This window comes from Sphingomonas sp. GW821-FHT02B09 (genome assembly GCF_059421875.1).
In genome coordinates this window covers 1-14,383 of sequence record NZ_JBWKVV010000017.1, presented here as the reverse complement: position 1 = coordinate 14,383, position 14,383 = coordinate 1, and the positions used below count along the sequence as shown (strand labels likewise).

General features: G+C 62.2%; 12 protein-coding genes. 4 read left to right on the top strand and 8 right to left on the bottom strand.

The features are described 5' to 3' along the window. Positions 1–5 precede the first annotated feature (5 nt). Genes AC07U4_RS24295 through AC07U4_RS24285 form a run of 3 tightly spaced genes read right to left on the bottom strand, consistent with a single transcriptional unit; the run spans position 6 to position 5,358 of the window. The gene (locus tag AC07U4_RS24295) at positions 6–4,223 is read right to left on the bottom strand and encodes a strawberry notch-like NTP hydrolase domain-containing protein (RefSeq protein ID WP_495197510.1); all 4,218 of its coding nucleotides are present in this window, start codon (positions 4,221–4,223) and stop codon (positions 6–8) included. Positions 4,224–4,261: 38 nt separating this feature from the next. Next, entirely contained in the window at positions 4,262–5,122 is an 861-nt protein-coding gene (locus AC07U4_RS24290) for a DUF7146 domain-containing protein (RefSeq protein ID WP_495197509.1), read from the bottom strand. Positions 5,123–5,133: 11 nt separating this feature from the next. Then, positions 5,134–5,358, bottom strand: a complete 225-nt coding sequence (locus tag AC07U4_RS24285) for a hypothetical protein (protein ID WP_062126075.1) — start codon at positions 5,356–5,358, stop codon at positions 5,134–5,136. A 226-nt stretch (positions 5,359–5,584) separates the two neighbouring features. On the opposite strand from AC07U4_RS24285, the gene AC07U4_RS24280 reads away from it, so the two are divergent. From AC07U4_RS24280 to aac(3), 4 genes are all read left to right on the top strand, one after another. Further along, positions 5,585–5,854: a hypothetical protein gene (locus AC07U4_RS24280; RefSeq protein ID WP_495197508.1), complete on the top strand. Its 270-nt coding sequence runs from the start codon at positions 5,585–5,587 to the stop codon at positions 5,852–5,854. 434 nt (positions 5,855–6,288) lie between these two features. Further along, positions 6,289–6,873 carry a hypothetical protein gene (locus tag AC07U4_RS24275; RefSeq protein WP_495197507.1) on the top strand — a complete coding sequence of 195 codons (585 nt, stop codon included), beginning with the start codon at positions 6,289–6,291 and terminating at the stop codon, positions 6,871–6,873. A 246-nt stretch (positions 6,874–7,119) separates the two neighbouring features. Then, positions 7,120–7,452 carry a hypothetical protein gene (locus tag AC07U4_RS24270; RefSeq protein WP_495197506.1) on the top strand — a complete coding sequence of 111 codons (333 nt, stop codon included), beginning with the start codon at positions 7,120–7,122 and terminating at the stop codon, positions 7,450–7,452. A 1,058-nt stretch (positions 7,453–8,510) separates the two neighbouring features. Further along, positions 8,511–9,380, top strand: coding sequence for an aminoglycoside 3-N-acetyltransferase (aac(3), locus tag AC07U4_RS24265; RefSeq protein WP_495197528.1), 870 nt, complete (start codon positions 8,511–8,513; stop codon positions 9,378–9,380). Between the two features lie 178 nt (positions 9,381–9,558). Here aac(3) and AC07U4_RS24260 read toward each other — a convergent pair whose 3' ends face one another. The 5 genes from AC07U4_RS24260 to AC07U4_RS24240 all read right to left on the bottom strand — a co-directional run bounded on the left by AC07U4_RS24260 (position 9,559) and on the right by AC07U4_RS24240 (position 14,089). After that, positions 9,559–10,224 (bottom strand): hypothetical protein, encoded by a 666-nt coding sequence (locus tag AC07U4_RS24260; protein ID WP_495197505.1) that lies wholly within the window; start codon positions 10,222–10,224, stop codon positions 9,559–9,561. Positions 10,225–10,743: 519 nt separating this feature from the next. Then, positions 10,744–11,145 carry a hypothetical protein gene (locus AC07U4_RS24255; RefSeq protein ID WP_495197504.1) on the bottom strand — a complete coding sequence of 134 codons (402 nt, stop codon included), beginning with the start codon at positions 11,143–11,145 and terminating at the stop codon, positions 10,744–10,746. A 176-nt stretch (positions 11,146–11,321) separates the two neighbouring features. Further along, complete coding sequence (locus AC07U4_RS24250; RefSeq protein WP_495197503.1) at positions 11,322–11,609, bottom strand: hypothetical protein; 288 nt, start codon at positions 11,607–11,609, stop codon at positions 11,322–11,324. Continuing rightward, positions 11,609–13,660 (bottom strand): TonB-dependent receptor plug domain-containing protein, encoded by a 2,052-nt coding sequence (locus AC07U4_RS24245; protein WP_495197502.1) that lies wholly within the window; start codon positions 13,658–13,660, stop codon positions 11,609–11,611. The genes AC07U4_RS24250 and AC07U4_RS24245 overlap by 1 nt, the downstream gene beginning before the upstream one ends. Before the next feature lie 84 nt (positions 13,661–13,744). Beyond that, on the bottom strand, positions 13,745–14,089 hold the full coding sequence (locus AC07U4_RS24240; RefSeq protein WP_495197501.1) for a DUF2946 family protein: 345 nt from the start codon (positions 14,087–14,089) through the stop codon (positions 13,745–13,747). Positions 14,090–14,383: the final 294 nt, after the last annotated feature.

The following is a 14,383-nucleotide window of genomic DNA, read 5'->3' as shown; positions in this document are numbered from 1 at the left end:
TGCCCTCAGGCTGCCTTGAGCACCCGAGCCAGGATGGTTTCGGCATCGGTTGCCGGCACGAAGACCCGGGTCTTGTAGGCGATGATCTCCGTGAAGCAGCCCAGCGACTTCAGCCAGGAGAGCTGCGCAGCTGGCGCATCGACGATCTCGACGCGCGGGTTGCCGTTCACGATCGCGCGGCGGATCGTCATCGGGAACGGACGCACCACGTCGACGGCGCGGCCGGACAAGACGGAACTGGCAATGGCATCGACCGGCAGGTCGTCGGTCTTCGCGATCCCCAGCTTGGTGTAGAGCTGGACGACATGCTTGTCGAAGACCAGGCGTCCGAGCCACGAATTGCCGTGGGCGTCGGCGATCCGGTTGACGGCCAGATGATCTGACGGAAGTGCCGACCAGATCGGCAGCAGCAGGCCGGTCGCCAAGCGGATGGTCTCGGTATCCAGCTGCCCGGCCGCCTCCGTGACCTCCTCGGACCATTTGGCGGCGAAGGTCGCCTCGTCGACGACGTCCCATGCGCTCTCGAGCAGGTCCGCCTCTCGGAGGTACTCACGCCGACACGGCCGTTGTAGCTCGATGCGGGCGATCGGCTGCCCCTCGTCGTCCATCCACGACCGCGCCCGGGTGCGCAGCGCTACCCTGCCGGAGCGCGCGTTGACCACAAAAGCGACGTCGTCCTGCCATTTCGCCACGTCGAGGATGCGCTCGAGCGAGATGGGATTGCGACGCCGGGAGATCTCAATCGTGAGGAGATGCGAAGTCGCGCCCGACAGCGGGTCGGTGCGCAGCAATGTGTCGTCGATGACGGTCGCGGTGTCGGCGGTGATCGTCTCGACCCCAACGTCGAGCGTCCCGGCCTCGCGTGCCGCGGCGACGCGCGTCTCGACCAGCGCGAGGAACTCGTCGAAGATCAGGTTCTGGATGCCGATCGGCAGCGCGAGCAGCCGGTTGAGCCAGCGCTGGATCGGCGGCAAGTCTTCCTTCAGGACGCCGTCGTTGTCGTGCAACTCCAAACCGGTGCGTGAGCAAAAATCGTCCATCGTCGTGCTGGTGAGCTTGCCAGCGTCAAGCAGCGCGAACCACGTCAGGAGCGCGTCCTTGGCGTATTCGCTTTCGAGGTTATCGGCAGGATCGAACAGGTTCTGTCCGCCGGTCTGGCGCTGACCGCGCGTGAGAGCGCCGAGGCTGTCCAGGCGACGCGCAATCGTCGAGGTGAAGCGCAGCTCGCCCTTGCAGTCGGTGGTCACCGGCCGGAACAGCGGTGTCGAAGCTTGATGGGTGCGGTGGGTGCGCCCCAGACCCTGGATCGCGCGATCGGCGCGCCAGCCCGGTTCGAGCAGGAAATGCGCGCGCTGCTGCTGGTTCTTGGCATCGAGGCTGGCATGGTACGAGCGGCCGGTGCCACCCGCGTCGGAGAACACCAGCACTCGCTTGGTGCCAGCCATAAACGCCGCGGCCTCGACCTGGCTCGATCGCCCGGACCGAGTCTCGAGCTTCTGCCGCCCGTCCGACGTCGGCACGAGACGGCGCGAGCGCCCGGTCACCTCGGCGACCATGTCGGTGCCGAAGTGCTCGATCAGCGCATCGAGCGCTGATTTGACGGGCGGCAGCGCGCAGATGTGTTCGAGCAGCTGGTCGCGCGCGGTGATGGCATCGGGGTTGTGGACCGGATTGCCGTCGATGTCGCTCATCGGCGCCGAGCGCGCGGTGCCGGTATCGTCGGTGTAGGTCTGCATCTGCCGGGTTGGAAAGGCACGCATCAGATAGTCGGCGATGTACTCGGTCGGTGAGAGATCCACGACCGGATCTGCGCGCTCCTCAGCCGACATCTGCGACAGGCGTCGATCGAGGATCGCCTCCGCGGTCGTCACCAGCTGCAGGACCACCGATTGTTCGGCCTTGAGGTGCTGTTCGACCGCCGCGATCACCGTCGGCAGCTTCATCGAAAGCAGGACCTGCCCGAAGAAGCGCTGCTTGGTCGACTCCAGACGGGACCGCGCCGATGCCTTGGCACCGCTGTTCAGGGTCGCGTTCTCCAGCCCATCGACAACACCGGTCATCTCCAACGCCGCCTCCATGTTCTGGAGGATGACGCCCCAGGCATTGGCATAGGTGTCATAGATCTCGATCTGGCCGGGCGTCAGCTCGTGGCGCAGCACGTCGTATTCGACGCCGGCGAAGCTGAGCGCGCGCGAGGTGTATAGCCCGAGCGCCTTGAGGTCGCGGGCGACTAGCTCCATTGCGGCGATGCCGCCCTTGCGGATCTCGGCAATGAACGCTTCGCGATCGGCAAAGGCGGTTTCCGGCCCCCAAAGGCCAAGGCGGACCGCATAGGCGAGATTATTGACGTCGGATGCGCCGGTCGCGGACGCGTAGAGGACGCGAGCACCAGGGAGATTGTTCTGGAGCAGGACGCCGCAGACACCCTGTTGGGAGCCTTCCTTCTTGCCCATCGCGCCTTCACCACCGGCGACGCCGCCCATCTCGTGCGCCTCATCGAAAGCGATGACGCCATCAAAGTCGGCACCGGCCCAATCGAGGATCTGCTTCAGACGGCTGCTGTCCGAACGCATCGAGCGCAGCGTGGGGTAGGTCACGAACAGCACGCCCTCTGCGAGGCGGATCGGCTCGTCGATCTTCCAGTTCGACACCGGCTGCACGTCACCGGACATGCCCCCAAGCGCGGTCCAGTCCCGTCGCGCGTCTTCGAGCAGCGGTTCGTTCTTCGACACCCAGATGTGGCAACGTCGGCCTTGCAGCCAGTTGTCGAGGATACAGGCCGCGACCTGGCGTCCCTTGCCGGCACCGGTGCCATCGCCGAGGAAGAAGCCCTTGCGGTAGCTGCGCCCTGCTTCGTCGAAGGTAAGGCCGACGCCATTTTCTGCCGGCTTGAAGGTGCCGGGCAGCATCTGGCTCCAGGCGTGGCCTGCGTAGACCACCGTCTCGAGCTGCGACGACGACAGCATGCGCTCGGTCACCGTTCGCTCGGGCAGATGCGCGACATGGGTCGGGATCGGGGCGGGGATCGAGCCCATCGCCACGGACTCGACCAGTGCTGTTGGATGCTCGCCGGCGATGTCAAAGACGATGCGGCTCGGCCGATACGGCAGATAGCAGCCAACCTGATCGGCGAGGGGTGCCGGGGTCGGCAGCGTCCGGTAGGCGACCGCCACCACGTCATTGCGCACCGGCGCGTGATAGGTGCGCGCGACCGTCGCTTTGGCCTGGCGCGCCGCGCCGAACAGGCTGGGCTTGGTCGCCGGAAGGACGGCTATCGTGGTTTCACCCACCAATGCGGCGCGCGGCGGGATCGTGACGGCGTCCAGAAACTCAGCGACCGAGGCACGCTGGATAACGGTATGAGAGGTACTGCCCGCCACCTTGTCGATGACGTAAAGCCGCACGGCGATATCGGTCCCGTGCTTGCGGTAGCAATGCTCGAGCCTGAGCGAGGTGCGCACCGTGCAGCCGGTCAGTACCGCCTCATATGCTGCCTTCAGCCGGGCGCTCGGTGCGAACCAGTCGGGCATTATCGCCACCACTCTTCCGCCCTTGGCCACCCGGCGGATCGTGGCCTGCAGGTGCCTAAGTGCAGCAAGGTCATCCTCGCCGCGCCCGACGCTGCGCGAAAAGGGCGGGTTCATCAGAACCACCGTCGGCCGCGGCAGGCGCGCATGAAGGCTCACCAAAGCGGCACCGTCATGTCCGGTGACGATCGCGTCCGGGAAGATGCCGGCGAGACGCTCGCGCCGCTTGGCGTCGATCTCATTCAGTTGCAGGCTCGCGCAGGGCGGGGCCTGGACGATCAGCAGGCCGTTGCCGGCGCTCGGCTCGAGAACGATGTCTTCGGCCCCGATCGCCGCCATCAGCACCGCGATCGCGGCAATATCGACCGGCGTCGAGAATTGCTGGAGGTTGATCTGCTCCTCGCTGCGCACCGTCTGTGTTGGCAGCAGCTGCATGATCGCAGAGGCGGCGGAGGCGTCAGCCAGGCTGGTGATATTGTACGGCCGGGAGGTCAGGTGCAGTGAGACGGCGTGCTCGAGCATCTCGAAGCTGTCGCGCTGCGTCCAACGTCCATCGGCATCCGAGCCACCGAATGCCGCGGTCATCGCTTCGTTGAGGTTACGGCGCGCGATCGGCGTACCGGCCGCCAGCAGTGCGGCGATCGCCACTGCGGCGCTATGGTCGGTAACGGGCGGAAGATCGAGCAGATCGAGCATGGCAGGTTCCCCTTGGGCTTCGCTGCCAATTCGACAGCTCACCGCCTTCCTCCCCCTCCCCTCTCTTTCGCCTCGAGAACCTCGGCCCAATCCTTGAACGGCGCGGGCGGATAGTCCGGTACGATGCTCAGTGCATCCGAAGCGTAGTGCTCAATGCTGCGTGCCACGGCGCGCCGCCCGGAAAGATCGCGGTCGGCCGCAAGGACCAGCTTCGTCACAGAAGATGGGATCGTCAGAAGATCGAGGCGGCGAGATCCGAACGAGGACCAGCACGGCAGACCTCGGATTTTCGACCAGGCGCGCGCACTCTCGAAGCCTTCGGCGAGCCCCAGCGTGGGACCAAGGTCTCCGCCCCGCCATGCGCCGGTTCCGAGGAGTCCAAGGGTTGCTTTGTCGGTATAGCCATCGCCAGCACCGGTCAGGAAAATCCGTTGGAACGCGACCAGGCGCAGACCTTCCCGGACACCGACCAGCAGCGCTGGCTTGAACTTGGTCGTCGGCTTTGGCCCATGCGGACAGCGCGGATGAAAGCGGACGTCGTTCGGTGACGGCAGCAGATGGCGTGACGCGAGGTAGCGCTCTGCCAGCGTACCCGAAACGCCGATTGCCTCGTTCCACAGGCGATCGATGTTGGCGGTGCCGGTCGCTCGGACCGGGGCTGGTGGCTCATAGCGCCGTCCAAGGGGAATGCGGTCGAGCTCGCGCAAGATATCGCCCGCATCGCAGCCGGCAAAACACGTGACCAGGAGCCCGCGGTCACCCTGCCGGATCGAAAGGCTCGGTGTTTTGTCGGCATGGGCAGGGCAGTGGCACATCGCTTTGTAACCGAGCCACGTGCCGCCAAGGGCGCCGACGAGATCGACCATATGCTGGGAAGGTCGGTTGGCGGTGATACCCACGACAGCGCTCCTCAGCGTTCGTCGCCGGCGACGCCGACGATCGTGTAGGCTGCGGTCTCACCGTCGAAATAGGCCTCGATGGCGCCGTCATCGTTGTCAGCATGCAAGGCAGGCGAAGTGCGCGTTCGATCGCGGACATAGGCCGCGAGCGCCCGGCGTGCTGTCGCCTCATCGGGATGAACATCGGCGATAGGCTCCTGGCCCGCCTCCTGGATTAGAAGAAGAACGCGTTGCATAGCGTTGGCCTCGGTGATCGGGTGACCGTCGTTGGTCGCCCTTGTGACGAAGGGTTCGAGCCGCTTTCACGACCCCTCTCTCACTTCCCCCTCTCCTCTGATCCGGCCGAGGCGCCGGCTAACTCGGTTGCGTTTACCACCTGATAAAGCAGGCTTGTTACAGTCGATCGGAACAAGATCCGTTACGCGCTGGTTTGTGGGCAGCGCTCCTTAATTTGAGGTGACGATGAACCAGTTTTCGCAAGTCGAGATTGCCAACTGGATCGCCATCTATTTGGCTGCCGCCATGTGCTGCTCGATCGCGATGGTTCTGTCGGTAGGTGCCACGCTGCATGGCCTATGGCAGGACAAGGTTTGGCAAGACGTGCGCAGTGTCCGGGGCGCTGCTCTATTCCTTCCGAAGGCATGGTGGCGATGGCAGAAGCTTTATCTGCTCTCCACGCCCGTCACTTTGGGGATCGTCAGCTATTTCGCTGCCACCATGTCCTGGTCCTGAGCCTCATGGTCCGACCGTTAAAAACATAGAAATGCCCGCTAATAACTGGAAATGGACGGCGGAGGCTGATTACCGAGAGCGCAGATTTCCGCCTTTGTGGAGCGGCTTGCAAACATCACTGCTCGCAATGATACCGCGTTGCTTGCAGATGAAAATGCCCGCTCAGGTCATCCGTTCTGGCTTGGTGCCAAGGGCGAGGCCCTCTCATACGCTGGACCGTCCCATTTCTCCGTCTTCACCCGGCAATTTCGGGAAAAAGCAATCGGGAACATATTTCGGGAACACGGCCACCTTCTTGCCGTCGGGCGTGCCTTGCCACGGTCAGCTGTCCCGACCATCGTTCGTTTTTAGGAATGGCCGCTTCCGTTCGATAGGGGGGATAAATTCGCGGAGACACCCTGCGTCGCAACGTTCGGAACTGGCCCACTCTGCTGGTGACGATACCCGCTTCCCAAGCCCCCCGCCGGGCCTTGCCTAAACAGTGGCTGTTCACCTTTGCCATCTATGACGAAGCCATTGGTGGTACAGCGCAAGAAGGTGGATTTATGCTCGGCATCATACTGGCATTGGCTGCTATCCCACGATCTGACTTGACCGTGGATGAGCCGGTAACACAAAAATTTGGAGAGGTCGTCTATTCCGAGGCAATTTGTGCGGTTCGTGGCCAACGGTTCTGCGAGGGCAAGAATACCCGAGTTGGCGTATTCATTGCGCCATTTTACATCTATGATTTTGGCGACGAGTTGCGCCTTATCTACAAAGATAAAGACTGCCGCGCCCTCTCTTTCACCTCTTACGATGAAATAGAGACAAAGACCAAGCTGCGCCGGACGCTTCGCTTGGGCTGCACCGAACAGCAAAGAGAAAGCGGCGGAAGGGCAGTCGAAAACCTCTCCGACCTGTATGCCGCGACCCGTTATATGCGCGATCGAGCCGAAGCGATTTTCGGGCCAATCAAAAAAAGATGCAAGGTCGAACGCTCGCCTTCCGGCTACCCACTAGGCGAAAAATGCCCTTAGAGCGATGTTAAACAGCTTAAAAAGCCGGAGATGGCCGAGGCCTTGGTTCGGATCACAATGTCGTCGAGCGTCACGCGGTACCCGCGTCCGCTATTGCCCCAGAAACAGTCAATCTGCTTCCGCCAAGCTCAGACATTCCCCGCAATATCATTCTAATGGGGAGAACGCCGGCCGTCCCGATCACCGTTCGTTATGGAAAATAAAATTCGGCAGTGACTTCATCCTCCAGGCCGGTAGGCTTTTGCTATGAGTAGCGTGACTATGCTTATCTGGGGATGGTCGTTTGGTGTCGTCGGTGTTCTTGGCGCCCTGTTTTGCGGTTTATTGCTGCTTTTGAAAAAATGGCGCGTACCGGCCCTAATCGGGCGAACTGGCATTTTTGTGTGCTGGGTGGCAGCCGCGACTCTGATCATTTGGTTGATATTCGTTCAAGTCGACGCGCAAGCTGCCGCGCGCCACCAACGAAATGTCGGCATGGTCGTGGTTTACATCTACCTCTGGCTTCTCACGATTATCCCGGCCCCTGCCCTTGGGTTCGCGCTGTCGTATTTCTTGAAACACGGCAAACGAAAGTTTTGAGAAGCGATTTTGCTTTCCAATCAACCATCGATCCCGAGAACCCTTCCGGCGTCTCCCTGGCCGTTCGTTTGAGAGAAAGTCAGCTCGTTCGATAAGGCAATTACCAGTTTAGCTGTGACTGGGGGTTACAGGATGCACCTCGACAATACGCCAGTTGCCGTTCTGCTTTCTCAATTGAGCGATTAGTTGGACGTCATGCGTGGCGTAACGAGCTGTAAATGCGCAAGTTGTAGTCGGGAGGTCGCTAGGCTCGCGTTCGCCGCAACTCACGTTCTGGATCCGCCAAACCCCCTGGGGGAGATGAAACAGGACAACCTCCCCCTTCCGGAGAGCCTCACCTGCAATTGCATTCTTAACGGCAGTATCGTGGGCCAACAGTGCGTCTATCAGTTCTGTATCGGTAGGGCATAGCAAGAGTGAGGCGCAACGGCTGGTCGCGGCCAGCAACAGCATAGCGAACATGAGGCAGCCTCCCAAGAGGTTTGACCGATATCTAAAACGCCGGTCCGACACCAACTACGGCTGGCGTCAAAGCGAATCACTCGCTTGAAGCTAAAGATTACCAATGGCAGCATACGGTTATGATAAGTCGAAACGCGCTCTTGAGCCTCGTTCTAACAATCGCGGTTCTAACCACTGCCGGGAGTGTCGCAGCAGGCCAAGGTGGACCGATACGGCTCACACCCGAAGATCGTGACGCCTGCTTAGCAAGCGGGGGCAAGGTCGAGGAAGCGGGGATGATATGGCACGAAATTTGTGTCGCAAAGTTTAAGGATGGCGGAAAAACCTGTACTAGGAACAAGCAGTGTCAAGGAGGCTGCATCTACCCTCAGGATAAGCGCGAGCTAATTAAAAAAGGTTCCGTAGTCGTCGGTATCTGTAAGCCAGATAACAGGATCGCGGGTTGTTGGACGACAGTGGACAACGGCCGTCTCGGAAGAGCGATCTGTGTAGACTAAGCAGTATGATCAGAAGTTATACAGTTGCAATCCAACATCACAGGGCACCATCGTTCTCGATCGACCTTCCTTGCGGGAAAGCGGTCTTGAGGCTTGGCGGTGCTGCCCGCGTCTCCCATGATCGGCCGCATGACAAGTGATCTACCCAGCTACAACACCCGATCCTCGCTCCGCGACGATCTAACCCGGATAGGTTTGAGCGCGGGTGATACCGTCATGGTCCATGCTGCGATGAGCAAGGTTGGACCGATGCTCAATGGCCCTGATGCCCTTTCCACGGCCTTGCTCGACGTGATCGGTCCCGAAGGTACGCTGCTGGTCTATACGAGCTGGGACAGTGTGCATGACGACTTGTTGGACGATGACGGCCGCGTCCTTGCTCAATGGCGGGATCATGTGCCGGGGTTCGATCCGCAAGCGTCGAGGGCGGTGCGGATGAACGGCGTCCTTGCCGAGTTCGTCCGCACGATGCCCGGTGCTAGGCGCAGCGGCAATCCCGGTGCTTCCGTCGCGGCGATCGGCAAGCTAGCGGATTGGATCACCGCCGATCATCCCCAGGATTACGGCTATGGCGAAGGCTCGCCGCTCGCCAAACTGGCCGAGGCGAACGGTCGCATCCTTATGGTCGGCGCACCGTGGGACACCATGACGCTGATCCACCACGCCGATCATTTGGCTGACCTGCCGGCCAAGCGATTGGTTCGGTACGAGGTGCCCTTCGCCGCCGGGGCGGGAAAGACATGGCGCTTCATGGAGGAGTTCGACACCACCGAGCCCGTGGTGGAGAGCCTGCCTGACAACTATATCCAGCAGATCGTCACCGCCTATGTCGCAGGGGGGAGCGGCCACAAAGGCGCCATCGGTCTTGCCCCTTCCTTGCTGGTGGATGCTCGACCAATGCTCGCGTTCGCAATCGAGTGGCTGGAAGCTCGTAGTGCTGTTCCCGCAACTCGGTTTGGACGGGTTTAGAGAAGCCTTTTAGATTCCCGATTACCGATCCCTGTGGGAACGCCCTCCCCTTTCGGAAGGCGTTCCCATCGGCAAACCGACGTTGTCGATCAGCGGGTCAGCGCTGCGCTAAGACGTGGCTCCGCACTGATCCCGCTACTATCACCAAAGCCTCCCAACTCGGTTCGAACGTCCGTTCTCATCGAGGCACGCGGACGACTTGGAAACCCTGCCTGATGGTTCGCATCTGAAGTTCCGTACCGCTGAGCATAGCCTGCAAGGCGGCGGCAGGCGGCATCGTGCCTTCCACCGGGTGGGATCGCAGGCCCCGAGCGAGTTCCGTGCCCGAAATCGGGCAGCTGGTCACCCGGCCCAATTCGGAGAGGGCGGCATCGAGCCGGTCGCCTCCGATGGAGATGACGATCGGATCGTTCTGGCAGTTGTATTTCACCGCGCCCGTCCGTCCGGCACGGTTCGACGCGACGAGTGCGTCCTTGCCGTAGCTCCGTGCGACGCCGCGGCGATCTAGTTCCACGTCGATCCCCCCGAGGGTCCGGTTATAGGACGCTAGTTCGGCAGCGCTGACGAAACCCTGCTGATCCGAAAGGCGTGTCATGCCGGTGCGCACCTGTGCGACCTGACGGCGGAGTGTCGCAGCTCGGACACGCGAAACAGCGTTGCCGCGCTGAGCTTCGGCAATCCGCTGCTCCGTCGCAACGATCCGGTCGCGCAAATCGGCCGTGGCCTGAATATTGGCCGAGCGCTGCGCCTGTATTTCCTGCGCCTGCGCCTGCGCCACGCCGGCGACCCCCCCGGTGACGGCAGGCGTGGCAAGCAACGCCAGGACAAACTTACCGAGCTTCATCAAAACGACAATCCTATCTGTACACCCGCCCCGAAGAACGATGAGGCCACCGTTCCGGTCCTAGCGTCCGCGAATGACGGTGCGGTGAACGGGTTATGTGAGATCTGTCTGATCGACCATCTGTGGTCAGGTCGCCGGTGATCTGATTTCATGTCTTCCGCGCCCGCGTGAGCACGGGGTGCATCGCTGGGCTACCCCGGAATGGTCAACCCGTAGCCGACTTCCTGATCGACGATCCCAGACGGGGAGTGGGAGTGGGCGCGGCATGCATATTAAAGCATTTTCACCGGGTGCCGCGGTGCTTGTATCTGCTCGCCCTCCTCGCCGATGAACATGACACCGCCATCGCCTTCTTTGTCGAGACGCTTGGCTTCGCGTTAATTGACGACCCTGCGCTGACAGGTGGCAAACGGTGGGTAGTGGTCGCGCCGCACGGCGCAGCGAGCGGTCCGCATTACGTGGTGCACGACAAGGTCGACAGCGACTTGCTGGAATTTAGAGGAGCTGGCCCATCACCGGTTAAAGGCGCTTCAATCGCTCGCCCAAGATGCGACTCTCCCGATCCATCTGCTCCTCCATCATCGCCCAAATTTGGTGCGCAGCAGCTCGATACCCCTGCCAGTCTTTTTCGATCGCAGCCGACGACCACACCGTTACATGCTCGCTCGACTTCAGCCGCTTCGCAGCGAAAGCGCGTTGCATCTCCGTCAGCTCGCCTCTCAGCCGCTCATCCGCACCCTGTCGTACCTTTGGTACAACCTCGTCGGCCACGAACTTAGATCGTGCCGCGCTCGCCTTGCTCAGCTGCAGCCGCGCAGCGCCTAATCCGGCTACGTCCGGCGTCACCGCCTCGCAATGGCGTCGGATTTCTTCGATCCCCGCCCGGATATGTGCATGGTGCTTCCCCAGCTTCTGAAACATATTCTCATCATCCATGGACGTCATTCTTCCATCATATCGGCGCGTAGAACACATGATTTTCAACTATCGCATGGCGAAAGGGTTGGGATGGCTTCGCCTTGGCGGTCGAACGCCTGACCAGCTATACTTCGACCAGCCGCTTCTCGCAGCGGCATGATCAACCAGCGGCAGTCCACTTATCCACGCCGCGAGCCTGTGCAGACCAACCGAGCCACCTCTTGGATCAGCGTGCGGGTCAGCACCTGCACCGATTGAGGCACCTGGATCAGCGGCGTGTCGGTGCGCGTAGCCGCGCTCGTCTCCGGAGCCGCGTAGCCGTCGCGGGAGCCCGTGACGATGATGTCGCCGGTCCAGCTTTCAGTTGGAGCGGTGCCGGTCGAGCTGGTCGAAGATGTGTCGGCTCTTTGTGCCTGAGCAATGGCCGGGGAGGCTACCAACATGGCTGCTGCAATCGTGATGCGCATTACAGGTTTCCGAGCTTGAGGCGCACACCGGCGACCGCCGTGAACGGCTTGCCGTAGAGCGGCGCGGTGAAACCATCGTTGGTGCCGATGTAGCGGCGGTCGAACAGGTTCTCGATCTGGCCGAAGACATCGACGTCGCGCCTGAGGAGGATGCTTGCGCCTAGGTCGGCAACGAAGTGGGCGTCGGTCCGGTAGATCGCGTCGGGATCGCCGTTCGTTCGCGATAGGTAGCGGACACGCGGGCTGATCCTGATCCCGTAAGGGCCGGTCCAGTCGAGGCTCGCGCTCGCCCGATGCCGGGGGATGCCCGGCTGCTGGACGCCGATGCTGGCGGAGTCTTCGGGGTTCCGGGTGACGATCGAGTCCACATACGTGTAGGCGAGCATGCCGGTGAGCGTCGGGCTACGCCGCCACGTCATCTCCGCCTCTACGCCGCGGCTGTGTGCGCGGCCCGCATTGATGAGGCGGGCGCCGATATCGAACCCTGCCGGCAGTGTGATCGGATCGAGGTAGCGGTAGGTCAGGAAGTCGGAGATGCGGCTCGCGTAGGCAGTCGCCTGGAAGCGGAGCGGGCCGCGGTCCACATCGAAGCCGGCCTCGACGCCTTCCAGCGTCTCCTGCTTAAGCGCGGCGTTGCTGTAGAGGATGTAACCAGGGACGGACGCACCCCGGTACAAGTTGTCGAGCGTGGGAGCGCGGAAGGCGCGGTAGATTGCGCCGCGTAGCGCGAAGCCGGCGGGGAGCTGGTAACGGATCGACAAACGCGGATCGACGTCGCTGTCGTGGCGGCTCGCCACCCTGCCAAGCCCGCCCGGCGTGTCGTCGACGCCGTTGTAGCTGTAGAAGTCCTGATAGCGGACGCTCAGCAGCAATTGCAGGCGGTCGACAGGGCGAATGTCCGCCTGCAAGAAGCCACCGAGAAATCGCTGATTGCCTGAGCCCGTGTCGATCCGGACCGGTGCTCCGGTATCATCGAAGATGCGCGCACGGTCGCTGCCGCGAACACCATGATAGTCCGCCCCGGCCGACAGCGAGCGGATCACGCCCGAGAAGGTCTGCGACCAGATGAGCGAGGCGCCCCAGTCGTTCGCGCGTGTGCGGTGGCTGTTCTGGACGAACTCGACGTCGTTGGGGTTAGCACCCTCCGGCGAGCCGGGATTATTGGTGACGAAGCGTTCGTCGTTATGAAACGCTGTCAGGTCGACCGAGCCGCCCTCCCGCGGCGTCCAGCTCAGCGTGCCGGTGTAACGCCAGGTGCGCTGATCGTTGGTGTTCGCGCGCGTCAGGAAGGTTTGATCGTTGTCGTAATAGCTGACGCGCGCCCGCGCCGTAAGGTTGGGTGCCAGATTGGCGTTGCCGGAGACGGCGACCGTGCGGGCGGTGAACGACGTCGGCACGGTGGCTGTGCCGCGAGCATTCTCTACCTGTTCGAAATAGCCGTCGCTGTGACTGATCCCGGCGTCGAAACCGATGCCATAGCCATTGCCCGCCAGCGCGCCGTGGCCGTCCGCCCGATCGGTGCCGCGGCTGCCCCCTGCCGCTTCCGCCACAAGGCCGGTCTTATCGATCGGCTTGGTCAAGATGTTGATGACGCCGCCCATGGCGTAATTGCCCCAGAGAGGTGCTCCCCCGCCCCGCACGACTTCCACCCGATCGATCGTCTCCAGCGGTACCTCGCTCCACTGGACATAGCCGAAGAACGGATCGTTGATCGGCACGCCATCCAGCAGGACCAGCGAACGGATGCCGGAAAGCCCACGCATCGATACGATGGTGTTGGTCGGATGCTGCTCGTTGGTGCCCGCAATCGGCAGATCGATTGAGGGCACGCGGCGTAGCACGTCGTCGATCGTGCGGGCTGGTGTGCCCTCGATTTGGTCGCTGGTGACGACCGACACGCTTGCCGGTACGTCGGCCAGGGCGCGCGCGGACCGGGTGGCGGTAACGACGATATCGTTTGAGGCAGGTGACGAGGCATCCTGGCTGAAAGCCGGTGCAGCCGCCAGGAGGCACGGCACCGCGCCCCCTGCCAGCAGGTAGGATCGGAACATTGCAATACCTTTAACCGGCCGTGCGTCGAGGACGCCGGCCGCAGATCATGAGTGTGCCGGGCAAGCCGGCCCACGATGGCCAAGTCAAAGGTGTGCCGGTGGCCCTCTGAGCGGCGGCCGCAGATAGGTCGGATCGGACGGTGCTGGCGGTATCGCCCATGTCAGGCCGATCGCCATGATGAAGGCGCTCAGAGCCGCGAGCTGGATCGGATCGATCGCGCCCGTCATCGCAGCCGACAGGCCGGAGAACGCGCAAGGCATCTCGGCCTTGCCGTGGTCTTTGGATTTGCCGTGACCGGGCATGTCGCCGTGCATGCCAGGCATGTCCATCGTCATCGTCGCCGGGCCGAAGCCGGAACATAGGGTGATGGCGATCTGCCCGGACGAATTGTTGATCATATAGCCGGTCGGCACCAGCAGCTTGAGCAACAAGGTGGCCGCGCAAATTAGCACGGCCATAAGGCGTTGCGCCAGAAGATGCCGGATAGCCTGCACGCGAGCTAATTAGCTGCGCCGGTAGAAGGTGTCACTGAGACAATCCGTCCCGCAGCGGCTTTCCCATATCCACCAATCAAACAGATTTCAGGAACCCTGCCACATTCTCATTTCCCGATCCCCAAGCGGGAAAGCTGCCCTTCCGCAGTCGCCCGATTGTGTTGAAGAAGTCGGATGTTGGCGGGGTGCAAGCGGCCGAGGGTTTTCGCTGAACAGGGCTGACCGGCT